Genomic DNA, 23773 nt, shown 5'->3' with positions numbered 1-23773 from the left:
CCCGTGGACAGCCCTGACATCTCTGCCCCTGCCGCCGATCTGACCCATGCCCTGTTGGCGCGGGTTTTTGGCTTCTCTGCGTTTCGCCCCGGTCAGGAAGAAATCGTCGATGCGGTGATCGCCGGGTCCGACGTTCTGGCGATCATGCCGACCGGCGGCGGAAAATCACTGTGTTTTCAGTTGCCTGCTCTCGCCCGTGACGGGCTGACTGTGGTCATTTCCCCTCTGATTGCGCTGATGCGCGATCAGGTGCGCGCGCTGCAGGAAGCGGGTGTGGCAGCGGGGGCGATCACCTCGGGGAACACACCGGAAGAGAATGAAGCGATCTTTTCCGCGCTGGAAGATGGTCGGCTCAAGATCCTCTACATCGCGCCGGAACGACTGGCGTCCTCGGCCACCACCAACCTGCTGCGTCGGTCGAACTGCCGCCTGATCGCGGTGGACGAGGCGCATTGCGTCAGCCAATGGGGCCATGATTTCCGCCCTGATTACCTGCGCATCGGTGATCTGCGGCAGGCGTTGGGTGTGCCCCTTGCTGCCTTCACCGCGACCGCCGATGCTGCCACGCGGGACGAAATCGTCCACCGTCTCTTTGCCGGAACCCCACCACAAAGCTTTCTGCGCGGTTTCGACCGGCCCAATATCCGGCTGGCTTTTGCGGTCAAGGACAACCCGCGCAAGCAGATCATGAGCTTCGCGGCGGCGCGCAAGGGTCAGTCCGGCATCGTCTATTGTGCGACACGTGCGCGCACCGAAACCCTTGCCCGCGCGCTGGAAGAGGCTGGTCACACCGCCTGCGCCTATCACGGCGGGATGGAGGATTGGGAGCGCCGCAAGGTTGAGGGACTGTTTCAGACCGAAGAGGGGTTGATCGTTTGCGCCACGGTGGCCTTCGGCATGGGCGTGGACAAGCCGGACGTGCGCTGGGTCGCGCATGCGGACCTGCCCAAGTCGATCGAGTCCTATTATCAGGAGATTGGCCGCGCTGGTCGCGACGGTTTGCCCGCCGATACCTTGACGCTGTACGGCCCCGACGACATTCGCTTGCGCCGCGCACAGGTCGACGATTCCAACGCCCCGCCTGAGCGCCGAGAGGCGGATCACGCGCGGCTCAACACGCTGCTCGGTCTGGCCGAGGCTTGTGGGTGCCGCCGCCGCATGTTGCTGGCGTATTTCGGTGAAGTCAGCGAACCTTGCGGCAATTGCGATCTGTGCGAAACGCCTGCCAAGACTTTCGATGCGACCGAGGCCGTGCGCAAGGCGCTGTCGGCGATGTTGCGCACAGGTGAGAGCTTTGGTGTGGGCCATCTGGTCGATATTCTGACCGGGACGATGACCGACAAGATCACCCAACGCAGTCATGACCAGCTTCCTACTTTCGGCGTCGGGCGCGAGCTGAGCAAGGCTGCCTGGAATGCGGTGTTCCGGCAAATGATGGGCCGTGATCTGGTCCGTCCCGATGCCGAGCGGCACGGCGCGCTGCGCATGACGCAGGATGCGCGGCCGATCCTGCGCGGCGAAAGCGCGATTACCTTCCGCGCTGATACGATCCAGCGCGCGAGTACACGGGCAGAGCCGCGTGCGCTGGTGTCGGACGAAGACGCGCCGCTGCTATCGGCGCTCAAGGCCCTGCGCCGGTCTCTGGCGCAGGCGGGCGGCGTGCCGCCTTATGTGATCTTCAACGACCGGTCATTGGTGGAAATGGCGGAGAAGCGCCCGCAAACGCTGGATGATTTCGCTGGAATTACCGGTGTCGGTGCAACCAAACTTGAGCGGTATGGCGCGCGCTTCCTGCAGGTGATCACCGGTGAAGAGACCGAGGCCGCGCATCCGGCACGGCGGAAGCTTGCGGGAACAGAGGCGGGCGGGGTCTTTGACCGGCTGACCGAAGTGCAGGCTCAACTGTCGCGGGGCGAGGACGGCACGGGCAAGTATCTGAGCTGCACCCACGCCACCTTGCGGACCATCGCCGAGCGCCGCCCGCGTAATCTGGCTGACATGGAACGTATCGCCGGGATGGGCGCGGCAAAGGTCGAACGCTTTGGCGAGGCGTTTCTGGAGATCTTGAGCGAAAGCTAGTCTCAGCTCAGGGCGGTTTCCGGCCCGAGCAGCACAAAGACCAGAACAGCGGCATAGAACACGAAGCTGGCTGCCAGAACAAAGACGTGCCAGATCGTGTAGTGGAAGGGCAGGCGCCGCCACAGGTAGAACACGACGCCAAGGGTATACAACCCGCCACCCACGGCCATCAGGATCAGCACCGGCAGCGGCAACGCCGAGAACAGGGTGCCGCCAGCAACCACTCCGGCCCATCCCATGCCCAGATACAGGATCAGCCCGGCCCATTTGAACCGTTCCGGCGAGATGATCTTGAGCGTGATCCCGGCGAAAGCCGCGCCCCACACGCCAATTGTCAGCGCAACGCCGTGACCAGAGAGCAGCGTAAAGGGCGTGTAAGTGCCTGCGATTTTTAAGTATATCGCGGAATGATCCAGTCGTCGCAGCAGCCATTCCTTGGCCGTCCCAACGCCAGAGGTTTCCCCGATATTGTACAGCGCCGAGCACAGGATCATCGCAAAAAGCGCGCCGCCATACACCGATACCCCGGTCACCGAGGCTACATCGCCCCGGTAAAGCGCGGTCAGCACGATCAGGACAGGAACCGCCATCAGGACCAGCGTCAGGCCCATGACATGCACAACAGCGTCCGAGACCTGTTCGGCCTTGGAATACGCGGTGCGCAGGGCGCTGGTCATTGGGGACTCCTGGGGCATGGTGGCAGCTTACGCCGTGGTGCTGTGTGGGGCAACGCCGACGCACGGTAAACTATGGCAGCCAAACGTAACCGTTTCGTCAACGCGCTGTATCGGCCGTGACGGCAAAGCCCGGTCTGACGCCGCGACGCGGCTTGACGCCATGCGCCCCCGGGTCCAGTGGACGGGCGCAAGAAAAGGGGTTGGTATGTATCCAGTCATCCGGCTGCTCAAGGAAACGTTGAAATTCCGGGGGAAATCTCTGTCCCCGTTCGACACGCATCTTTCGCATCATCGCTGCTGGCCGTGGGATCTGGACCCGTGGAGAGAGCTGAACAACGGTCGCACCCTGACCTTGTATGATCTGGGTCGGGTACCGTTTTCAGCGCGAATCGGCATGACGGCAGCGTTGATGAAACAGCGCTGGGGCATGACGGTGGCAGGCTCGAGCGTGCGGTACCGCCGGCGGGTGCGGATGTTCCAACGCTTTGAGATGCGGACGCGATCGCTGGGCTGGGACGGTCGGTTTTTCTACATCGAGCAGTCGATGTGGCGGCAAGGTGAGGCGCTTAACCATGTGCTGATCCGCGCCGCCGTGACGTCCCATAGCGGGATCGTATCGCCTGCCGCGCTGGTTGCTGCGATGGGCTATCCCGATCTGGTCAGCCCCGCGCTGCCCGAATGGGTGCAGGCCTGGATAGCGGCTGATGCACAGCGGCCCTGGCCGCCAATGGGCGATGGGAAAAGCGCGGGCCTCGTGTAGAGGCCCCGCGCCGAGGGGTCAGCAAAGGGCGACGTCGACGGTGATCTCAATCTCACTGTCGTCGCAGTTACCCTCGTCGGTAGCGGGCGGCAGGAACAGATCATGACCCAGATCTGAGACAACCTCTTCCACGGTGTCGCCGACCTTGTCGAACAGGCTCTCCAGATCCTTGCCGCCATAAAGCAGCGTCTCGTCCAGGTCCGACGTCAGCTCGGTGATCGCGTCGTCCAGCGCGCTGCCATCGAGCCCCAGATCGTCGAGCAGATTGTCGAGCAGGTCGCCGACATCCCCGCCCAGCAGACCGGTGCCCAGCCCGGTCGTGTCGAGCGTCTCGGCAACCGTCTTGCCCACCGTGTCGATCAGATTGTCCAGGCTTTCGCCCAGATTTTCAGGATCGAGCGGCGCATCGAGCAGGCCGTTGATGTCGTCGCCGAGCTGATGCAAAATCTTGTCGACTTCATTGCCGCCGTAAACCAGCGTCGTGTCCAGCGAGCCGCCGATATCGGACACCCCGTTATCCAGCGTGCTGCCCAGATCGCCCAGGCCAAGGGCGCCGAAGATATCCTCAACCGTATCGCCTGCCTCATCGGTGACGTCACCGACCGTCAACCCGAGTGAATCAGTGATTTCGGCCACGCCATCGCCGAGAGAATCGAGCAGACCGTCAGCGCCATTGCCGACTGTGTCGAGAAGATTACCCAACAGGCCGTGGTCATTGGTGACCGGGCTGGTCACAACGGGGGTGCGCCCGAGCGAGAGCGAGCCGAGCAGTCCAAAACGAAAACCCATTTTTACCACCTACAGATAGAGGACTAACAAGCGTCTAAGGTGGAGATGATTGCGCGATTTTAAGATTCATCAAATATGCATATTTTGAAACAGATTGTTTATGGCCACGAATAATCCCAGTTTCGCCACAATTGCCAAAGGCAGCAGGCGGGGCGGTCAGCTGCCTCAGCTGGGGCTTTTCTTTTCGCGCCGGATCTCTACCATTTCAGTCTGATAGACGGGATAATACGCGAGGTTCCCATGCCCGGACTTGGCCATAACAACGGACCGACGATGGAGCCGGGCGAGAGCTGGCGCCGCCACGCCTGGGGCAAAGCACGCGCGCAGCTGATGCCGGTGCTGCCGATTGAGGTGGTGCGCCTGCGGGTCAAGCGGGCGGCCGAGGTCGGGTTGGATTACAAGACCTACGCATCAATCCGTGCGGCGTCGGGCCATGATGTGATCGCGTTTCTCTTTTCGACCAATGCGTTGCGGCTCTTGGCGCCGCAGCCGTCGCTGCCGTTGGATCGACAGCAGAAACTGGCGGCAATCGTCGATACGGGCCGCGTCGCCCTGACCCGGGCGCCGTTGACCCCCGAGCACGTCCTCGATCTGGCCTCAGGTCTCATCGACCATGCAGCCAGCGCCCCGCGTCCCTTCGCGCCATGGGGCGAGAGCCGCAAGGCGCTGCTGGCCGCGATCAGCGCGCAGAAGTGGCCGGCGGACCGGGTGGTGATGGTGGGCGACACCTCGGAAGAACGCGTCTGGGCGCAGTCGGCGCGGCTGGGGTATTACCTGCCCGCCGACCGCTATTTCGCGGCCTGAACCCAGACCTGGAACTCAGGCCCCGAATTCAGGCCCCGAACTCAGGTCTTGTCGGTGGCCAACAGGTCGCGGACCATCGGGATCACATGCTCACCGTAGAGCCGCAGGCACTCCATGTTCAGCGCGTGGGGCACCGGGCCGCTGGTGTATTTCATGTCGAAGCGTTGGATGCCCAACCCCTTGACCGAGCGCGCAATTTTCCGTGCGACGGTTTCGGGCGAACCGACAACGAGCGCGCCTTGCTCGATCTCGTCGATGTAGCGCGCCTTGGTCATCGGCGGCCAGCCACGCTCGCGCCCGAGGCGGCCGAACATTTCCTGATGGTGCGGCCAGAGCGCCTCGCGCGCCTCCTCATCCGTCGCGGCGACAAAGCCGGGCGAGTGGATGCCGATCGAGCGCGCTTTCGTCTCCAGTTGAGTCACCGCGCGGTGGTACAGCTCGACATAAGGTTTGAACCGCAGCGGGTCGCCGCCGATGATCGCCAGCATCAGCTGCAAATCGTGCCGCGCCACACGCACCACCGATTCCGGGCTGCCGCCGACGCCCACCCAGGTGGTCATCGGCTGGCCCAGCGGCGGATAGATGGTCTCGTTGTTCAGCGGGCTGCGGGTTTTCCCGCTCCATTTGGCTTTGCCGTCGCGCAGCAGGCGGGCAAAGATATCGAGCTTCTCCTCGAACAGTTGATCATAGTCCTGCATGTCATAGCCGAACAAACCATAACTTTCGGTAAAGCTGCCCCGCCCCAAAATCGGCTCGGCGCGTCCGTTCGACACCGCGTTCAGCGTCGAAAACCGCTGGAACACCCGCACCGGATCGTCGGTCGACAGGATCGTCACCGCCGTGCCCAGCTTGATGCGATTGGTCTTCCCGGCAATCGTGGCCAGCACGATCTCGGGCGAGGAAATGGCGAAATCGGACCGGTGATGTTCACCCAGACCGATAAAGTCGATGCCCAGCTGGTCGGCATAGACCGCCTGATCCACGACATCGCGCAGAACCTGGTCCATCGGTTTGGGCTGGCCCTGATCGTCGTGGCTGACATCGCCAAACGTATCGAGGCCAAGGGAAATCTCGTGTGCAAGATCTGTCATGGCAAACTCCTGTTTGCAGCAGACCTAAGCTGCGCCCGGCTGCCGGTAAAGGCACCCGGGCGCATGGGGTCTGTGCGCAGGCTCACAGGTCGACGGCGATCACCCCGTCCGGCGCGTTGGCGCGCGAGCAGCACAGGATCACCCGCTTTTCGCGTTCCTTGGCCGACAGCACATAGTCGCGGTGCTCGATCCCCTCAGGCGTATGGTGGTTGGCCGAGCACACGCCGCAGATTCCGTCCGAGCACTTGGTGGGCACGTTGATCCCCATCTGAGCCAAGGCATCAGTGGCGGATTGATCGGCAGGCACCGCGATGTCGCGGCCCGATTGCGTCAGGCGCAGGGTGAACGGGTGGTTCACATATTCGGGCGCTTCGGGCACGGCGAAATATTCGCGCGCCAGTGCCTCATCCGGCCAGCCCTGCGCGCGGGCGGTGTCGAACACCGCATCCATGAACGTGCCGCCGCCGCAGGTGTAGAGCCGCGCGCCGGGTGTATAGGGCGGGATCAGCGTGGCCATATCGACGCGGGGTCCGTCGGTTTTGACATGGCTTTCCGCCTTGTCCGCCCAGGGCGCTGCGGCGATCTCGGCCCCGAACGGAGCGGTGCCGCGCGCGAGGTAGTGCAGGCGGAAATCGCCGCCCAGAGCGTGCAGCCGGTGCGCCATGGTCAGCATCGGCGTGATGCCGATGCCGCCGCCGATGAGCAGGGTAAAGGGTGCTGCCTCATCCAGCGGGAAGAGGTTGGTCGGCGGCGTGACAAACACTTTCCGCCCTTCGCGGAACACCCGGTGCATGAGCAGTGAGCCGCCCCGGCCTTGCGCCTCTCGCTGGACGCCGAGCACGTACTTCGACGCATCTGCCGGGTCGCCCGCCAGCGAGTATTCGCGCTGGAATTCGGGTGCGATAACCACGTCGATATGCGCGCCCGCCTCGAAGGGCGGCAGCGGCTGGCCGTCCGCGCGCGTCAGCTCGAAGCGCACGGTGTCGTCGCTCAGATCCTCGCGTTTGGTGATCGTCACGGGGAACACGGGCGGCTCTCCCGGCACTTTCACGCCGGGCACCAGACCCTCGGTCTCGCCGCGCGCCAGCCGGTTGCGGTATTCTTCGGGCGTGAGCAGGGTGCGGTAGCGCGCGATGCCTTCCTCGCGGTTCAGCGGATGGGTGATGGGGAAGGGCGGTGGCATGCTGTCGGCGGGATAGACGGCGAGCGTCTGATCCTCATAATTCAGCACCAGATCGCGGCTCAGCTCGCGCCGGTTGGTCGCCCCTGCCGCGACATAGCGCTTGCCCGCCTTGTCCAGCTCGATGTCCCACCACCACGCCTTGACCGGGTTGATCGACCCGCGCCCCAGCTTGTCATCTAGCGCCGCCAGCGCCTTGGCCGAGCCCGGGGCTTTCATCGCCAGCCAGCGGAATGGGGCCTCGGCAAACAGGCCCTGCAGGTTCCACGGGCAGGTCTTCATGCAACGCCCGCACATGCCGCCCGCGCTGTTGGTGATCCGGTAGCGGGCGCATTTCTCGGCGTCGGATTTCCAGATCTCATATCCGTTGTACATCAGTTTTGGACCAGCGGTGATCGCCCCGGACGGGCATTCACGCGCGCATTTGTTGCAATTGTCGCAGAAGGTCTGCAGACCAAAGTCGATGGGTTGATCATGGACCATCGGCATATCGGTGGTCACCGTACCCGATTTCAGCCGCGGGCCGAGGTAGGGGTTCAGGATCACCTCGCCGATCCGGCTGACCTCTCCCAACCCGCTGAGCAGCAGCAGCGGCGGCTGTAAAACGTCGCCGTCGATCACCGTATGCACCCGCGCGGAATAGCCCAGACGGCGGATCTGCTCGGCCACGACGCCGCCCAGCAGGGAAAAGCGCAGATAAGCGCGCATGGATTGCGCGACGCTGATCCAGTCATCGCCTGACGCGCCCTCCATCGTCTCATGCCCCTGATCCAGCAGCATGTTGACGGCATTGGCGTGATAGGGCGTGATCGCCTCACCGGCGGAATTGTGCGAGTAATAGGCCCAGTGCGGCACGCCGCACAAACCGACCGCATCGGTGCTCAGGTAGTAGCTGGCAGCTTTCAGATTTTCTGCATTACGCTCGGGGTCGGTCGCCTGAATGGGCCCCCGCGCCTCGCCAAACTGTAACAAAAGCAACGCGCCGAGGGCGCGGCGGGCGCAGGCGCCGATGGGGGATTTGGCGACATAGCGGCCGCCCTTGGTGGCCTCCTGCACCGATTTCCCCATATCGCCATAGAGCGCGCGAGCGAAGAAATCGGCGCGCTTGGGGAAGCGCGGCACACGGTCGTGGTCGATCAACGTGCTGGGGGTTTCGCGCCTTTTGAGCCGCTCGAAGGGGAAAGGGCCCTTGCGGAACTCGCGGTGGGCGAAGGGTTCGGCGGTAGCGGCGCGTCTGGGTGCGGCGGCCCCGGTCCACCAGCCCGGCCCATGGCTGCGGGCCGAGCGCCCGTCGCCGTCGAGCGGCGCGTCGGGGGCCAGCTCCAGCGTTGTGGTCACGGCGGCGAGGCCATAGCGGGTGCCCAGATAGGGGTTCACCGCCGCGCCGCCCTGAATCGACGCCATCCCGGCCGAGACCGCCAGCCGCGTCAGATCCACCTCGGACGTGCTGGCCGAATGCGCCCGGGCGTCATGCCCCAGCATGCGCAGATAGGACGACAGCACGACGGCAGTGTTGTTGGCCAGCAGCGCCGCACGCTGGGCCTGCGTGCCGTGTAGCCAGTCGGTGCCCGGCTCGCCCTGCGCGGGGTCGCGGGTGTAGCCGACGGCGATGACAAGGGCGAAACGATGCGCGGTGACCGGACCATGCGGGCTGCCCGCGGCGTCGAGGACATCGGCATAGATCGCGTCGATCCCGGCGGCATGGGTCTTGGGCTGGCCCTGTTCCAGTTCGACGCGCAGGGCATCGATCATCGGGTTGCGATGCGGCTCAGGCAGGTGGTGCTCGGGCAGCAACGCACAGACGCCCATTTGCGCAGCGTCGAAATAGTAACCAGCGGCCTTGAGGTGGTTCGAGCGCTCCTGCGGATCGTCAGGGATTTCCGCTTCTCCATGAACGATCGGGCCCTGCCGCACCGTGTCGAACATCGCCTGATAACGCGCCATGGCGTGGGCGAGCGACTGCGGATCGGGATGTTCGAAAGACAGCGGAGGCGACCAGGGCAGGGTGCTCAGATCAGGTGCCAAGCCCCGGCGCAGGCGTTCCAGCGGGAAGGGGCCCAGATGGACGGGCCGGTCGGCATGGGCGAAGACGGGCATCGGCGAGCCTCTCTAAAAATCGGTGGGATCGGGTTCATCGGCAGCGAGCAGGGCAAGCGCTGCGGTCAAGGCACTCAGGGCGTCCGGGCTCAATTTGGCGGCGAAATGCGCTTGCAGTGCGTCACCGGCGGCGCGGGCGCGGGTCAGTGCCGCCTCGCCTTTCGGCGTCAGCAGCACGCAGGTCTGCCGCCCGTCACCGTCGCCGGGTGCACGAGAGATAAATCCGCGCGTCTCAAGCCCCCGCAGCAGGCGCGACATCGCGGGGCGGGTGATACCGACATAGGCGGCCAGTTCCGAGGGCGCGCTCACCCCCTCGTCGCCGACACCCCCCAGAACCGCAGCGCCCAAGCGGGTGAGGCCATCCTCGGCCAAAGCCGCCTCGTGACGCGCCTGCATCAGCCGTGCCAGACGCGAGACGCGAAAACCCAGTCGGGTGTGCAAGCGATAGGTCATGAACAATCCTCCGACCAGATGATTGCCAAAGGTAATTATCAATGTCAATCAAATCCGCGCCCGATCATCTGTCCTCAAATATCCACGGGAGGAGTCCAGAGGAGGGGGCGTGCCCCCTCCTCTGGCGAGGGGGTTCGGGGGGCGAGCAGCCCCCCGACAGCTACAGCGGCCCGGGGCGGCGTTCTTCGCTCAACAGCACATTGGCGTCCACCGCGCCGATCCCCGGCAAGGTCATGATCCGCCGCCGCAAGACCCGCTCGAAATCGGCCAGATCCCGCGCGACCACGCGCAGGCGGTAATCGTACAGGCCGAGAACGTGCTGCACAGTCTGCACCTCCGGGATCGCGCTGACTGCGCGCTCGAAGTCTTCGAGCGACACGCGGCCCTTGGCGGCGAGGGTAACGCCCAGAAACACCGTCACCCCAAAGCCGAGCGCGGCCTGATCCAGCACCAGCCGCCGCCCGGCGATGGCGCCGGAGTCGGTCAGGCGTTTGACGCGGCGCCATGTGGCGGGCTGGCTGAGGCCCAGCTGCCGCCCCAGCGCCCCGGCGCTGAGCGTGGCGTCGGCGGCAAGGGCGCGCAGCAAGGCGCGGTCGGTGTCATCGAGGTCGATCATCGGCGGGACCATGCAGCAGGGGGCGCGGCGCGCGGGCATCGAGCCCGCGCGCCGCGCCGGGGGGCGCTGCCCCCCGCCGGGCCGTTCCGGCCCGCCCCCCGGGATATTTGAGGACAGATGATGGGGGTCACAGCGGCAGCGCCTCGCCACGCTTGATTTCGGCGACATGCATCAGGGCTTCGAGGTCGGCGATATGGGGCAGGGTGAGGATGCGGGTGCGATACACCTCGGTGTAGTGGGTCATGTCGCGGGCGATGACGTTGAGGCGGACATCGACGCGGCCAAGGAAGGTCTGGATTTCAATCACTTCGGGCACCAATCGGGCGGCAGCGATGAATTCGTCAAAGGCGCGCGGGTTGGTTTTGTCCAGCGTGACGCGCAGCGAGACCTCGACCTCCCACCCCAGTTTGCGCCAGTCGATCACCGCCTCGACCCCCTTGAGCACGCCGCGGGTGCGCAGCCGGTCCAGACGGCGCGAGGCGGTTGCCTCGGTCATCGCCGCTCGCCGGGCGAGTTCGGCGATTGGCTGGGCTGGGTCGGCCTGCAACTGGCGCAGCAACCTGCGGTCAGTGTCGTCGATGGACATGATTTCCTCGAAATTGGCAATCTGTGCGAATGATGCATAACAGGTTTGCGCAAATTATAGAGGAGATTGCAACGCCTTTGCTTAGAAATGCCCTATGATGCAGGGCAACCAACACCGACCAAGGAGCGCCCTCATGCGCGTGTATTACGACCGCGACTGCGACATCAACCTGATCAAGGACAAGAAAGTCGCCATCCTCGGCTATGGCAGCCAGGGCCATGCGCATGCGCTGAACCTGCGCGATTCGGGTGCCAAGAATGTCGTCGTCGCCCTTCGCGAAGGCTCGTCCTCGGCCGCGAAATGCGAAAAAGAAGGCCTGAAAGTGATGGGCATCGCCGAGGCTGCTGCCTGGTGCGACCTGATCATGTTCACCATGCCCGACGAGCTGCAGGCCGAGACCTACAAGAAATACGTCCATGACAACCTGAAAGAGGGCGCCGCGATTGCCTTCGCGCATGGTCTGAACGTGCATTTTGGCCTGATCGAGCCGAAAGCGGGCGTTGACGTCATCATGATGGCCCCCAAAGGCCCCGGCCACACCGTGCGCGGCGAATACACCAAAGGCGGCGGCGTACCCTGTCTGGTGGCCGTGCATCAGGACGCGACCGGTCGCGCGATGGAGCTGGGTCTGAGCTATTGCTCGGCCATCGGCGGTGGCCGGTCGGGCATCATCGAGACCAACTTCCGTCAGGAATGCGAAACCGACCTGTTCGGCGAGCAGGCCGTGCTGTGTGGCGGTCTGGTCGAGCTGATCCGCATGGGCTTTGAGACGCTGGTCGAGGCGGGCTACGAGCCGGAAATGGCCTATTTCGAGTGCCTGCACGAAGTGAAGCTGATCGTCGACCTGATCTATGAAGGCGGCATCGCGAACATGAACTACTCGATCTCGAACACCGCCGAGTATGGCGAGTATGTCTCGGGCCCGCGTATTCTGCCCTATGATGAGACCAAGAAGCGCATGAAAGACGTGCTGACGGACATCCAGAACGGCAAGTTCGTGCGTGACTTCATGCAGGAAAACGCTGTCGGTCAGCCCTCGTTCAAGGCGACCCGTCGTCTGAACGACGAGCACCAGATCGAACAGGTCGGCGAGAAACTGCGCGCGATGATGCCGTGGATCTCCAAAGGCAAGATGGTCGACAAGACCCGCAACTGACCTTGGTTGCTTGAAAGCAAGGGGCGCGCGACCGCAGGGTTGCGCGCCCTTCTTCATGCTGTGCACGTGGCTTTGACCTCGCCGTGGCGCGCAGGCGTGCTAGACTATGGTCAGACCCTTTCAGGAGCACCGCCATGCAACGCCGCCTTTTTCTGACCAGTTTTGCCGCCGCCCTCGGCGCAGGCAGCATGGCACAGGCCTCGGGCCGCGACCGGGTGCAGAGCGGATCGTCCTATCCGGTGATTGTTAACCGGGACGGGATGGCGGCGCGGATCGATCATCTGGTGATCACCGATGGCCAGCGGGCGGTGTCGCTGGACTGGAACCACGGGGCCGCGCTGTATGATGAGGATCGGGTGGATCTGTCGCGGGTCGGCGGATTGGGCTCGATCTTCCGCACGCCCTTCCGGCGTCGCTGGCGTGACGGCATTCCGGCGGGAACGGTCGAGATCATCCCTGACCGCAACACGCTCATTGCACGGGTGCAAGACGCGTCCCAATTCGCCGGCACGCAAGCAACGCTGGGTGCGGGCGATTTCAGTTGGGATCTGCCGGGGCGCTTTGCGGGGGCAGGGGTGCCAGGGACAGGGGCGCCTGCCGGGGCGATCCGTCTGGGCCGGGATGGCCGGGTGCTGATCGCGCTGCCGCAGATGGTGGCGCAGGTCTGAGGGCTGGACAGCGGCGAGCCTCCCGCGCTAGGGGCTGCCTATGACTCAAGATTTTGATGTCGAGATCGACGCCCGCGACCTGCTCTGCCCGCTGCCGGTGCTGCGGGCACGCAAGCGACTGGCCGGGATGAGCGCCGGGCAGGTTCTGCGTGTGCTGGCGACCGACACGGCCTCCATCATCGACATGCCGCATTTCTGCGCCGGGGCAGGGCACATCTATCTGGGCTGTGAGGAACAGGGCGGCGCGCTGGTGCACCGTATCCGGCGCGCTTAAGCCTCGCGGCGATAGCGCTCTTCGAGCACGTCGAACGGCACGCCCGGATCATCCTTGGCCACGCGGATGACCAAGGAGGTTTTCACGCTGGCGACGTTATCGGCTGCCAGCAGATCCTCGGTCAGGAAATTCTGGAACGTCGACAGGTCGGGTGCGACGCATTTCAGGATAAAGTCGATCTCGCCGTTGAGCATGTGGCATTCACGCACCAAAGACCACGCGCGGCAGCGGTCCTCGAAGGCGCGCAGATCGGCCTCGTTCTGGCGGTGCAGGCGCACCATGGCAAAGACCTGTACCTCGAACCCCAGTTCGCGAACGTCGACCCGCGCGTGGTAGCCCCGGATGTATCCGGCTTCTTCCAGCGTGCGGACGCGGCGCAGGCAGGGCGGGGCCGAGATGCCGACTCGCTTGGCCAATTCGACGTTGGTCATGCGTCCATCGGCTTGCAATTCGGCAAGGATCATACGGTCGATGGGATCGAGTTTCGCGCCGGGCATTGCGGCAGGTCTCCATGTCGGTTTGCGCTTATGTAGGCATGATCGCCCGGATGCGCAATAATCTTTCGTACTTAAGCAATTTCTGTGCCGCAGAGTGACACGAGACCGCATTTGCGCTGTGGGTCGTTGGAAAGGCAATGGCTCGGGTCGGCGGGTGCCGTCTTGCCACGCCCCGGTCCGAGCCGATAGGAGAATGCAAGCCCTTGCATGACGCTCTCGCGCGATTACATGCAGTGAAAAGAATATGTATGGAGCGCCAGATGTCCGAAACCAAACACACCCGCCTGCTGATCATCGGTTCGGGCCCTGCGGGCTATACCGCCGCTGTCTATGCGTCACGCGCGATGCTGGAGCCGGTGTTGGTGCAGGGCATGCAGCCGGGCGGGCAGCTGACCATCACCACCGACGTGGAAAACTGGCCCGGTGACGCGTCGGTCATGGGACCGGACCTGATGGTGCGCATGGAGAACCACGCGCGCGAGATGGGCGCCGAGATCATCACCGACATTATCCTGTCGCTGGATCTGTCCAAGCGTCCCTTCACAGCCGTCGGTGACAGCGGCACGGTCTATACCGCCGATGCCGTTGTGCTGGCGACGGGCGCACAGGCGAAATGGCTGGGGCTGGAGAGCGAAGATAAGTTCAAGGGCTTCGGTGTCTCGGCCTGCGCCACGTGTGACGGGTTCTTCTATCGCGGCAAGGAGATCGTCGTGGTCGGCGGCGGCAACACCGCCGTGGAAGAGGCGCTGTTCCTGACCAATTTCGCGTCCAAGGTCACGCTGGTGCACCGCCGTGACAGCCTGCGGGCGGAAAAGATCATGCAGGACCGGCTGTTCAAGCACCCCAAGATCGAAGTCGTCTGGGACAGCGAGATTGTCGAGGTCGAGGGCACTTCGATGCCGCTGGGCGTCAGCGGCGTGAAGATCCGCAACCTGAAGACCGGGGCCGAGTCGGTGCTGCCCGCCGAGGGCTTCTTTGTCGCCATCGGTCACGCGCCGGCGTCAGAGCTGGTCAAGGATCAGCTCAAGCTGCACTCGGGGAATTATGTCTGGGTCGAGCCGGGCTCGACCCGCACCTCGGTTCCGGGCGTGTTTGCGGCAGGCGATCTGACGGATGACAAATACCGTCAGGCTGTGACCTCGGCAGGGATGGGTTGCATGGCGGCGCTCGATGCCGAGCATTGGCTGGCCGCGCAGGACTAAGCGCGGCGTAGCGTCCCGCTCAATGGGCGGGGCGCTGCACCGTATCCAGAACGGACCGGCCGCCGTCCAGCCCGACGACTTGCCCGGTCATGAAGCCAGACGCGGCCGAGGCAAGGAACTGCGCCAGTTCAGCGACTTCTGATGCCGTGCCAATCCGGTGCAGGGGCGTGCCCGCGATGATGCTGTCGCGGTATTCGGGGTGCTCGGCGATCGTGTCGCGCAATGTGCCGCTCATCAACGAGCCAACGGCGATCGCGTTGACCCGGATCGCCTGCGGTGCCAGCGCCACGGCCATCGAGCGCGTCATCTGCTCAAGCGCCGCGTTCGAGATGGAAAATCCCAACAGCTCAGGTTGCGTGCGATGAGCCGCGATCGAGGACAGGTTGATGATCGTTCCGGCCTCTTGCGGTCGGTTCTCTTGTTGCTCGGCTTGCAGGATCATTCGCCGCGCAACCGCCTGGCTGGTGCGCAGGGCGACATTCAGGTTCTGGTCAAGCAGGGTTTCGACGCTGTTGTCAGCAGGGTCCAGCGGGTCGGTGACCATAAAGCTACGGGTTGCGTTGATCAGGATATCGACCCGGTCGAACGCGTCCAGAGCCGTGGACAACAGATTGGCAACGTTCAGCTTTTCGCGCAGGTCACCGGCAAACAGGCGGCAGTTGGGCAGCTCTGCCAAATCGTCAGCACCCGATTTCAGACGCTTTTCGTTCTGGTCCGAGAAGACGACATTGGCCCCCTGATCGACAAAATGCCGGGCAATCGCATGGCCGATGCCGGTGGCCGCACCAGTGATGATGGCGGTCTTGCCCTCGATCGAAAAGCTCATGCACGGCGTCCTTTGCTGTGGCCGGCGCGGGGCGCTGCGGTGCGTGACTTGGCGGCTTTGAGCTCGCGGACCGGGCCTTCGGCGACAAACAGCTTAAAGCCGGCGTTGCCGGGCTCTTCCGTCAGCTTGCGGAAACAAGCCGCCAGCGTCGTCTCATAGGGCAGGTGCCGGTTGGCGACGATGAACAGCTGGCCGCCCGGCTTGAGCATTTTGGCCGCGCTCTGGATGAACGCAACGCCCAGCTGTGGGCGCGCCTCGCGGCCCTGATGGAACGGCGGGTTCATGATCACCGCATCCAGCGGCAGGCGCGGCAGCGGGTTGGTGGCGTCGGCCCAGTGGAACTGAGCGCGCGGGTCGGTGACGTTCAGCCGCGCGCAACCCAGTGCACGGGCGTCGGATTCGATCAGGTGCAGAGCGGCGATGCCGGGGGCTTTGGCCAGCAGCTGTGCCGACAAATAGCCCCAGCCCGCGCCCATATCCGCCACTTGGCCTTTCAGGCCCGCCGGCAGCATCTGCGCCAGCAAGGCCGAGGCCGCGTCGATGCCATCGGCCGAAAACAGGCCCGGCAAGGTCTGATAGCTGCGGGTGTCGTCGGAAACTTCACCGGCCACCGCGCGCCAGTCGCCCAGCGTATCACCGGGCGACGGGAACCAGGCGATCTTGCCATGACCTTTGGCAATGACCTCGCTCAGTTCTACCCGAGCGCGCAGTTCGCGCAACAGCGCATCCGCGCCGTCGGTCTTCTGGCCATCCACGATCACCGGACCATCCGTCAGTGCCGCAGCCTGCGCCAGCAGATCGCGCGCTTCGCTCCGCGAGCGGGGCAGGCAGACGAGCGCGGCGCTATACGGGCCGGTCGCGGCTTGCGCACAGCTGTAACCCTGCGCGACAAACGCGGCATGGTCCGGCGCATGCGGGGTGACAATCTGCACGCGCTCACGCGGCAGCGGGTCCAGCCATTCACCGGCACGGGGGTGGAAGACGGCAATGGTGCCGCTCGAAGGCAGGGCAAGCCCAGCCTCGACGGCAAGCTCCAGCCGCAGGGCGCGGGGGGCCGGGTCAGTCAGCGAAATGGTCATGGGCAGACGCGAGCGCGTCCTACTCCTCTTTTTCCAGCGTGCACTGTAGCGGGTGCTGGTGACGGCGCGCAAAGTCCATCACCTGCGCAACCTTGGTTTCGGCGATCTCGTAGCTGAAGACGCCAACCACGGCGAGGCCCTTCTTGTGGACCGTGAGCATGATCTCAAACGCCTGTGCGTGATTGACGCCAAAGAAACGCTCAAGCACATGCACGACGAATTCCATCGGCGTGAAATCGTCGTTCAGCAGCATCACCTTATACATCGGCGGACGCTGGGTGCGGGTGCGTGTCTTGGTGGCAACGCCGGGATCCCCGTTGTCGGGGTCGTCTGTGCGATCGGACATCGTGGAGTGCAATACCATGCGGGTTTGGCCTGGGGTGACAGATTCGGTTTCCCGGCAGTATATAGCGCGCAGAACGCTCAAGTGAACCCTGCCAGGACATCCCTTACGATGCAGTTAACGACGATTGGTCTCGATGCGGACGATACGCTCTGGCACAACGAGCGGTTTTTCACCCTGACACAGAGCCGCTTTGCCGAGTTGCTGGCCGATCATGCCGAGGCCGAGCACCTGTCCGAGCGGCTGCTCGCCGCCGAACATCGCAACGTCGGGCGCTATGGGTTCGGCATCAAGGGATTCGTGCTGTCGATGATCGAAACGGCGGTCGAGGTGACCGATGGCCGCGTTCCGGGCCACGTGATCGGCCAGATCATCGCCGCCGGGCAAGAGATGCTGGCCCATCCGATTGAACTGCTCGACGGGGTGCAGGACACGGTCGAGGCTTTGGCCGACAAGCACCGGCTGGTGCTGATCACCAAGGGCGATCTGCTGGATCAGGAGCGCAAGCTGGCGCAGTCGGGCTTGGGCGAGTTGTTCGACGCCGTCGAGATCGTCAGCCACAAGACACCCGAGGCCTATGCCCGCGTCTTTACGCGGCATGGCGACGGGGCCGCGCACGCGCTGATGGCGGGCAATTCCATGGCCTCTGATGTTGTCGCGCCGCTCAACGCAGGGGCCTGGGGCGTGTTCGTGCCGCACGGGCTGGAATGGGCGCTGGAGCGCGCGCCCACACCCGAGGGCCACCCGCGCTTTCGGCGGATTTCCACCTTGGCCGATTTGCCTGCGCTGATTGACGATATCGAGTCGTCCTGAATGTTGTGGGCGCCCTGCGCGCCTCCGCCAGATATAGATCTCGTCTCAAGATCGTCCGAAAAGCTGTTGAAAAGGCGGGGGGTTTTCATATCGCCGCTTTAATGGTAGCCTTATCGTGAGCAGAAATGACGCCGCCGGCTAAACGGGGGCGCAGAGGCAGAGGTCAGGCAAGTGACAACGCATCGACAGCGTTGGCTCAGGGACATGTGTGCGTGGTCCGTAGCAGTATTCTGTGCGGCGATCCTCGCCACCGGCATGCCCATGCGAGCCGTAGCGCAACCCTATTCAGCCGTGATCATGGACGTGCGAACGGGTGAAATTCTTCAGGAAACAGACAACTCGACAGCACGCCTGCACCCGGCGTCACTGACCAAGATGATGACACTCTACATCGCCTTCGAGGCGTTGGAGAACGGGGAGATCACGCTCGACACGCGGGTGCGAATCTCGCAACACGCCGCTGCGCAGCCCCCTTCGCGGCTGGGTCTGCGCGCCGGGCAGACGATCTCGTTTCGCTATCTGATCCGCGCCGCCGCGCTGCGGTCAGCCAATGATTCCGCCGTCGCCATCGCCGAGGCGCTTGAAGGTTCGGTATCGGCCTTCGCCACGCGCATGAACCGCACCGCGCGGGCGATTGGCATGACCAGCACCCATTTTCGCAACCCTCATGGGTTGACGTCAGAGGGGCACTATTCCTCGGCCCGTGACATGAGCCGTCTGGGTCGGCAGCTCTATTTCGATTTTCCGCAGTATTACAACATCTTCTCGCGTCGGTCCGAGGATGCCGGGATCGCCACGGTCAACAACACCAACCGCCGTTTTCTGAACGGCTACCGCGGGGCGGACGGGATCAAGACGGGCTTTACCAGCGCGGCAGGCTATAACCTGACGGCGATGGCGGAACGCAATGGCGTGCGCATTCTGGTCACGGCGATGGGCAACCGGTCGTCCACGGCGCGCTATAACCGCGTGGTCGAACTGATGGACCGGGGCTTCCGGCTGGCGCCACGCAGGGCCGCCGTTCACCGTCCCTCGCGTCCCAGCTATGTGCCCGGGTCGGATGATCGTGGATCGGGCGTCGCTGCGGGCAGGGTGATTCGCCTGCAAACAGCGCCGACGACATCGCGCTTTCCGCGGCGCAGGCCGCAACCCGGCGATGCGCCGTCTGATGATCTGATCGCCGCACTGCGCGACGGGATCGACGAGGTGATCGACGATATCCGAGAGCCGGACTCGCTTGTCGACATCGCTGATTCGGGCGTCCTGCCCGGTGTCTCGTCAGAGGAGTCGGAGGAGGGTGAAGACGCCATCGCCGACGTCGCTGAAGAGGCCACGGTGCTGGTTGCCGCTGCCGCCCCTGAGCGGTCTCCCTTGCCGCGTGCCCGTCCCGAAGAGGCATTGGCGGCGTTGGCACCAGCCGACGAAACCGAAACAGCCGGTATGAGCGACACCGGCGTCGAGGTCGCACGCGCTGCCGGGTTCTCGATCATCGACCCCGAACAATATGCCGCGTTGACCGAGACGGATGCGGTTCCCGCCGTGACCCCTGCGCCGCGCCCGGAAGAGCTGGCAGCGCTGGTTGCTGCAACCGCGCCGACGTCGCCCGACCAGTTCGAGCATGATGCTGACGCCGTGGCCGAGGTGCAGGTGGCAGATCACGCCCTGACCATCCCCGGCCTGCCGCCCATCGCGCTGGACCAGGCCGCCGCCGCGCAGCCGACGGAGATGATCGCGGCTGCTGCCGCGGCACCCAGCCCGGACGCAGGCTTGCCCGCGATTGAACCAGCGGCGGTAGAGTTGGCGGTGGATGACGAAGGGCGCGTTCTGTGGCGCGACGAAGAACTGCTGCAGGCGCTGGATCACGAAAATCCCGAAGACCCGGTGCTGACCCCGGCGATCGTGCTGACCAGCGCTTCGGATGCGGATCCGGCCCCTATCGAAGCCCCGATGCCAGAGATTGTCACGCGCGTTTCCACTTCGGGCGGGCGGCTCTGGCGGGTCGAGTTGGGTCGCTTTGGCTCACCTTTTGACGCCGAGCGCACGCTGTTGCGCATCGCTCTGTCCGAGTCGACGACCTTGAGCACCGGTGTGCGCCGGGTCGCCACGCGCGGCGGGCGCTATGTGGCCGAGGTGAACTCGCTGTCGCAAGAACAGGCCGAAATGGCTTGCACCCGACTGATCGCCCGCGATCACGATTGCACGGTCGTCGCACCCGAGGGGTGATCCACGGCCCCGCCCCGCGACAGGTGCTTTCCGTTGGAATGCAAAACGCTCGCGAAGAGATCTTCGCGAGCGTTTTCAATGGCAAGGCGGCTGTGTCAGTCGCGCGAGCAGATCACCCGGACGGAATCGTATTTCTTGGCCGGGTCAGCCAGTGCCGTGGCGGCGAACAGCCCGAGCGAGTGGCGCACCTGACGGTCGATATCGGCCTGCAACAGGTCGCGGCCCTCCATCTCAGCGGTGATGCGGGCTTCATCGATCATCCAGTCCGGCATGAACTGACGCACATAGCCGCGATAGAGGACGGCGCGCACGCGCAACCCGGCGGCTTCGGCGCAGGCTTTCAGGCTGTCCGGCGTGAAGAAATTCAGATGCCGTGGCACATCCAGCCAGCGCCAGCGCGGGCCCATCCGGCGTGCGCCTTCGCTCGCCATATTGGGGACTTCAACCGACATGACGCCGTTGTCTGACAGCAGGTCACGCGCATTCGACAGGGCCAGTACCGGGTCCAGTGTGTGCTCCAGGACATGCGAGAAAACGATCAGATCATACAGCGAGCCCCGGATGGCAGCCGGCAACGATTCCGCCGTCCCCTCCCGCACGTCAAGCCCGCGGCTGCGCGCTACAGCGACCGCACGGGTGTCCGGCTCGACCCCCCGCACGGATTTCAGGTGCGGTCCAAAGGTGCGCATCCTGTCGCCATCGCCGCAGCCGATCTCCAGCCCGGTCTCGGCCTCCTGCGGGATGATCGACCGCCACCAGGCCGACGTCGGCTCAGCCCCGCGCTCAAACCGCCAGGCCAGACGGCCCAGCTGGCGGCCCAGCGTGCCCACACGTCGCGCTTCTTCGGCGACGTCGGGCGTATAGCGCTCGGCATGGGTGTAATAGGCGTCGATGTCATAAAAACTGGCCACGTCACTGGGGCGCGGTCGCGGAAAGACCTGGCCAAAGCCATCGGTCTCATTCCACCAGATCTGCCAGGCACGGCGATCTGCCGGTCGTCGCCAGTCGATGGGCACGGTCAGACCCGGGTGCATTTCCGACCCCGTGAGGGGGCAGATCGGGCTGAAACGCGTTTGGGCCATCGTCTGTGACACGCTAGCGAGATCCTTCATAAAGCCGACTCCGTTGGTTCGGTTCGGCTTTGGTGCCTCGGGTTTTTGTCAAGACTAGGGCAAAATAGAGCGCGAAGGGGCGATTTCCTCAGATTGCGCGCGACAAAGGCAGCCTGTGTGGCGGTGCTGTGTCGGATCCGGTGCCCGCCACGGCTACCGCGCCGGTGATCACCAGCACGATGGCGACGACGCTCCAAAGGCGGGCAGTCTTGAGGCGAACAGGCATGGCGGCTCCTGAGAGGCTGATGTCCCTTATGGGTCGTGCCCTGCGACGTATCGGTTCAAACAAAAGGCACCCCGTTGCACGGGCGGGGCGCTGGGGATAATCAGGCGTCATGAGCGTGACCCTCCCCACCCCCGCCGAACCCCTGAAGATCGGCACCCGCGGTTCGCCGCTGGCGCTGGCGCAGGCCTATGAGACCCGCGCCCGGCTGATGGCCGGCTTCGACCTGCCGCAAGCCGCGTTCGAGATCGTCGTGGTCACCACCACCGGCGACAAGGTGCAGGATCGCCCGCTCAAGGAACTGGGCGGCAAGGGGCTGTTCACCCGCGAGATCGAGGACATGATGTTGGCGGGCGACATCGACATCGCCGTGCACTCGATGAAGGACATGCCGGTCGCCCAGCCCGAGGGGCTGATGCTGGACTGCTACCTTCCGCGTGAGGATGTGCGCGACGCGTTCGTCTCGCCGGGGGTCGCGCGGCTCGACGATCTGGCGCCGGGGCAGGTGGTCGGCACCTCGTCCCTGCGCCGCCGAGCGCAGCTTTTGCACCGCCGGCCGGATCTGACAGTGGTCGAGTTCCGCGGCAACGTGCAGACCCGCCTGCGCAAGCTGAGCGAACAGGTCGCCGATTGCACCTTCCTCGCCATGGCCGGGCTGAACCGGCTGGGCATGGCCGATGTGGCCCGCTCGGCCATCGACCCCGAGCAGATGCTGCCCGCCGTTGCCCAAGGGGCCATCGGCATCGAGCGCCGCGTCGATGACGCGCGTGCGCAGGCGATGCTCGAGCTGATCCACCACCGGACCACCGGCTTGCGGCTGGCAGCCGAGCGCGCGTTCCTCGCCACGCTGGATGGCTCGTGCGAGACGCCGATTGCCGGGTTGGCGGTGATCGAGGGCGACCAGCTCTGGCTGCGCGGCGAGATCCTGCGCCCAGACGGCTCGGAGTCGCTTTCCGACGAAGGCCGCGCCCCGATTGCCGAGGGCGCCGCGCTGGGCAAGGCCGTGGCAGAGCGCTTGCTGGCCCGCGCGCCTGCCGGGTTCTTCGACTGGCGCAGCTGAACGTCAGGCCTTTGCGCGATGTTGGAAAAGCAAAGCCCCGGTGGCGCAAGCCCCGGGGATTTTGCGTTGCAATGTTGAAAAACTGTCAGCCCAGTACCGCCGCGATCTTATCCGCCAGCACCTCTTGCGCCGCATCGTCCAGCCGCTCGCTGCGCAGGTGATGCTCGGCTGCTGCCCCTTCGCGCAGCTTGGTGCGCGCATAGCGCGGGTCGTAATGCTCGGCCATCAGCCGAGCCGCCAGCGGGGTGAAATCACCAGCCTCGGCCAGCGCCTGCCACTCGGCAATCGTCGCTTTGGATTGGAACGGCCCCAGCGCCGCGATCCGCGCCGCCAGTTCACCGGGCGCGCCGGTGATGTCGGCATAGGCTGTGGTCAGCCATTGCGCGCGCGCCTCAAGGGGAGCGTCGATCTCGATCCGCGGTGCACCCTGCATCGCCTGCCACAAGGACGGCGGCAACCGGATCGCCCCGATGCGGTTGGACTCCGCCTCCACCAGCACCGGCCGCGACGGATCGAGCCGCGCCACCGTCTCGGCCAAAGCGCTCTCGAACCCCTTCTGCGCCGGTTGCGCATCGCCGGGCACCAGCCCGAACAGACTGCCCCGGTGCCGCGCCAACCCCTCCAGATCGATCACCTGCCCCCCGCGCGCCGCCACCTTGTGCAGGATCGCGGTCTTGGCCGTCCCGGTGTTGCCGTCCAACACCATCACCGGCGCCGGAAACGGCTCCTCATACAGGGCCTTCTGCACCAGCCGCCGCCACGAGCGCCAGCCACCGTCCAGCACCCCGACACGCCAGCCGATCTGCCCCAGAATCAGCGCGACCGACCCCGACCGCTGCCCGCCCCGCCAGCAATAAACCAGCGGTCGGTAATCGGTGGGTTTGTCGGCCAGATAGCCCTCCAGTTGCGATGCCACATTCCGCGCGACCAGTGCCGCACCCATCCGCCGGGCCAGAAACCGGCTCTCCTGGACATAAACCGTCCCGACCCGCGCGCGTTCTTCATTGCTCAGCGAGGGCAGGTTGACCGCACCGGGCACCCGGTCCTCGGCGAACTCGGCCGGCGACCGAACATCGATCACCTCGTCATAGGGCAAGGAGAACAGATCCGAGAGGGTAGTGAGCGTGACACGTTGCATCCTTCAGGGCTTATCGCCCAACCGGCC

At 64.8% G+C, this 23773-nt stretch carries 24 protein-coding genes; 10 read left to right on the top strand and 14 right to left on the bottom strand.

Annotated features, from left to right (window positions below; translation table 11 throughout):
- The first annotated feature begins 3 nt into the window (after positions 1-3).
- Positions 4-2079 (top strand): DNA helicase RecQ, encoded by a 2076-nt coding sequence (gene recQ / locus EAE28_RS05805; RefSeq protein ID WP_246022285.1) that lies wholly within the window; start codon positions 4-6, stop codon positions 2077-2079.
- A 2-nt stretch (positions 2080-2081) separates the two neighbouring features.
- Here the strand turns inward: recQ and trhA are convergent, their stop codons facing one another.
- Positions 2082-2756 (bottom strand): PAQR family membrane homeostasis protein TrhA, encoded by a 675-nt coding sequence (trhA, locus tag EAE28_RS05800; RefSeq protein WP_127104893.1) that lies wholly within the window; start codon positions 2754-2756, stop codon positions 2082-2084.
- Between the two features lie 205 nt (positions 2757-2961).
- On the opposite strand from trhA, the gene EAE28_RS05795 reads away from it, so the two are divergent.
- Complete coding sequence (locus tag EAE28_RS05795) at positions 2962-3516, top strand: acyl-CoA thioesterase (RefSeq protein ID WP_127104892.1); 555 nt, start codon at positions 2962-2964, stop codon at positions 3514-3516.
- An 18-nt stretch (positions 3517-3534) separates the two neighbouring features.
- Here the strand turns inward: EAE28_RS05795 and EAE28_RS05790 are convergent, their stop codons facing one another.
- Entirely contained in the window at positions 3535-4305 is a 771-nt protein-coding gene (locus EAE28_RS05790; RefSeq protein ID WP_127104891.1) for a hypothetical protein, read from the bottom strand.
- A gap of 240 nt (positions 4306-4545) precedes the next feature.
- Between EAE28_RS05790 and EAE28_RS05785 the strand changes: the two genes are divergently transcribed.
- Positions 4546-5109, top strand: a complete 564-nt coding sequence (locus EAE28_RS05785; RefSeq protein WP_127104890.1) for a hypothetical protein — start codon at positions 4546-4548, stop codon at positions 5107-5109.
- Positions 5110-5150: 41 nt separating this feature from the next.
- Here EAE28_RS05785 and EAE28_RS05780 read toward each other — a convergent pair whose 3' ends face one another.
- From EAE28_RS05780 to EAE28_RS05760, 5 genes are all read right to left on the bottom strand, one after another.
- On the bottom strand, positions 5151-6200 hold the full coding sequence (locus EAE28_RS05780; RefSeq protein WP_127104889.1) for an LLM class flavin-dependent oxidoreductase: 1050 nt from the start codon (positions 6198-6200) through the stop codon (positions 5151-5153).
- Between the two features lie 82 nt (positions 6201-6282).
- A complete protein-coding gene (locus EAE28_RS05775) occupies positions 6283-9477 on the bottom strand; it encodes a 4Fe-4S dicluster domain-containing protein (RefSeq protein ID WP_127104888.1) in 3195 nt (1064 codons plus the stop codon).
- Positions 9478-9489: 12 nt separating this feature from the next.
- Positions 9490-9930, bottom strand: coding sequence for a MarR family winged helix-turn-helix transcriptional regulator (locus tag EAE28_RS05770; RefSeq protein ID WP_127104887.1), 441 nt, complete (start codon positions 9928-9930; stop codon positions 9490-9492).
- A gap of 160 nt (positions 9931-10090) precedes the next feature.
- Positions 10091-10546, bottom strand: coding sequence for an Lrp/AsnC family transcriptional regulator (locus EAE28_RS05765; RefSeq protein WP_127104886.1), 456 nt, complete (start codon positions 10544-10546; stop codon positions 10091-10093).
- A 127-nt stretch (positions 10547-10673) separates the two neighbouring features.
- The gene (locus EAE28_RS05760) at positions 10674-11132 is read right to left on the bottom strand and encodes an Lrp/AsnC family transcriptional regulator (RefSeq protein ID WP_127104885.1); all 459 of its coding nucleotides are present in this window, start codon (positions 11130-11132) and stop codon (positions 10674-10676) included.
- A 133-nt stretch (positions 11133-11265) separates the two neighbouring features.
- Here EAE28_RS05760 and ilvC point away from each other — a divergent pair, with 133 nt between their 5' ends.
- The 3 genes from ilvC to EAE28_RS05745 all read left to right on the top strand — a co-directional run bounded on the left by ilvC (position 11266) and on the right by EAE28_RS05745 (position 13230).
- The gene (ilvC, locus tag EAE28_RS05755; RefSeq protein WP_127104884.1) at positions 11266-12288 is read left to right on the top strand and encodes a ketol-acid reductoisomerase; all 1023 of its coding nucleotides are present in this window, start codon (positions 11266-11268) and stop codon (positions 12286-12288) included.
- A gap of 134 nt (positions 12289-12422) precedes the next feature.
- Positions 12423-12956: a hypothetical protein gene (locus EAE28_RS05750; RefSeq protein WP_127104883.1), complete on the top strand. Its 534-nt coding sequence runs from the start codon at positions 12423-12425 to the stop codon at positions 12954-12956.
- 40 nt (positions 12957-12996) lie between these two features.
- Positions 12997-13230 (top strand): sulfurtransferase TusA family protein, encoded by a 234-nt coding sequence (locus EAE28_RS05745; protein WP_127104882.1) that lies wholly within the window; start codon positions 12997-12999, stop codon positions 13228-13230.
- On the opposite strand, the gene EAE28_RS05740 is transcribed toward EAE28_RS05745, so the two are convergent.
- Positions 13227-13727: an Lrp/AsnC family transcriptional regulator gene (locus EAE28_RS05740; protein WP_127104881.1), complete on the bottom strand. Its 501-nt coding sequence runs from the start codon at positions 13725-13727 to the stop codon at positions 13227-13229. The two genes, EAE28_RS05745 and EAE28_RS05740, sit on opposite strands and share 4 nt — an antisense overlap.
- A 260-nt stretch (positions 13728-13987) precedes the next feature.
- On the opposite strand from EAE28_RS05740, the gene trxB reads away from it, so the two are divergent.
- Positions 13988-14929 (top strand): thioredoxin-disulfide reductase, encoded by a 942-nt coding sequence (gene trxB, locus EAE28_RS05735; protein WP_127104880.1) that lies wholly within the window; start codon positions 13988-13990, stop codon positions 14927-14929.
- 19 nt (positions 14930-14948) lie between these two features.
- On the opposite strand, the gene EAE28_RS05730 is transcribed toward trxB, so the two are convergent.
- From EAE28_RS05730 to clpS, 3 genes are read right to left on the bottom strand one after another with little or no spacing between them, the layout of a single operon-like run.
- On the bottom strand, positions 14949-15755 hold the full coding sequence (locus EAE28_RS05730; RefSeq protein WP_127104879.1) for an SDR family NAD(P)-dependent oxidoreductase: 807 nt from the start codon (positions 15753-15755) through the stop codon (positions 14949-14951).
- Positions 15752-16834, bottom strand: a complete 1083-nt coding sequence (locus EAE28_RS05725) for a class I SAM-dependent methyltransferase (RefSeq protein ID WP_127104878.1) — start codon at positions 16832-16834, stop codon at positions 15752-15754. The genes EAE28_RS05730 and EAE28_RS05725 overlap by 4 nt, the downstream gene beginning before the upstream one ends.
- A 19-nt stretch (positions 16835-16853) precedes the next feature.
- Positions 16854-17180, bottom strand: a complete 327-nt coding sequence (gene clpS, locus EAE28_RS05720; RefSeq protein WP_164736557.1) for an ATP-dependent Clp protease adapter ClpS — start codon at positions 17178-17180, stop codon at positions 16854-16856.
- A 108-nt stretch (positions 17181-17288) separates the two neighbouring features.
- On the opposite strand from clpS, the gene EAE28_RS05715 reads away from it, so the two are divergent.
- Both EAE28_RS05715 and EAE28_RS05710 read left to right on the top strand, forming a co-directional pair.
- Positions 17289-17990: an HAD family hydrolase gene (locus tag EAE28_RS05715; RefSeq protein WP_127104876.1), complete on the top strand. Its 702-nt coding sequence runs from the start codon at positions 17289-17291 to the stop codon at positions 17988-17990.
- Between the two features lie 204 nt (positions 17991-18194).
- Entirely contained in the window at positions 18195-20213 is a 2019-nt protein-coding gene (locus EAE28_RS05710) for a serine hydrolase (RefSeq protein WP_127104875.1), read from the top strand.
- Positions 20214-20308: 95 nt separating this feature from the next.
- Here EAE28_RS05710 and EAE28_RS05705 read toward each other — a convergent pair whose 3' ends face one another.
- Positions 20309-21325 (bottom strand): class I SAM-dependent methyltransferase, encoded by a 1017-nt coding sequence (locus EAE28_RS05705; RefSeq protein ID WP_127104874.1) that lies wholly within the window; start codon positions 21323-21325, stop codon positions 20309-20311.
- Between the two features lie 88 nt (positions 21326-21413).
- On the bottom strand, positions 21414-21551 hold the full coding sequence (locus tag EAE28_RS23690) for a hypothetical protein (protein WP_164736556.1): 138 nt from the start codon (positions 21549-21551) through the stop codon (positions 21414-21416).
- A 109-nt stretch (positions 21552-21660) separates the two neighbouring features.
- Here EAE28_RS23690 and hemC point away from each other — a divergent pair, with 109 nt between their 5' ends.
- On the top strand, positions 21661-22608 hold the full coding sequence (hemC, locus tag EAE28_RS05700; protein ID WP_127104873.1) for a hydroxymethylbilane synthase: 948 nt from the start codon (positions 21661-21663) through the stop codon (positions 22606-22608).
- An 85-nt stretch (positions 22609-22693) separates the two neighbouring features.
- Here the strand turns inward: hemC and mnmH are convergent, their stop codons facing one another.
- Positions 22694-23746 (bottom strand): tRNA 2-selenouridine(34) synthase MnmH, encoded by a 1053-nt coding sequence (gene mnmH, locus EAE28_RS05695; protein ID WP_127104872.1) that lies wholly within the window; start codon positions 23744-23746, stop codon positions 22694-22696.
- Positions 23747-23773: the final 27 nt, after the last annotated feature.

This window comes from Pararhodobacter zhoushanensis, from assembly GCF_003990445.1.
Classification (GTDB): Bacteria; Pseudomonadota; Alphaproteobacteria; order Rhodobacterales; family Rhodobacteraceae; genus Pararhodobacter; species Pararhodobacter zhoushanensis.
This window is presented reverse-complemented; position numbering and strand designations above follow the sequence as displayed.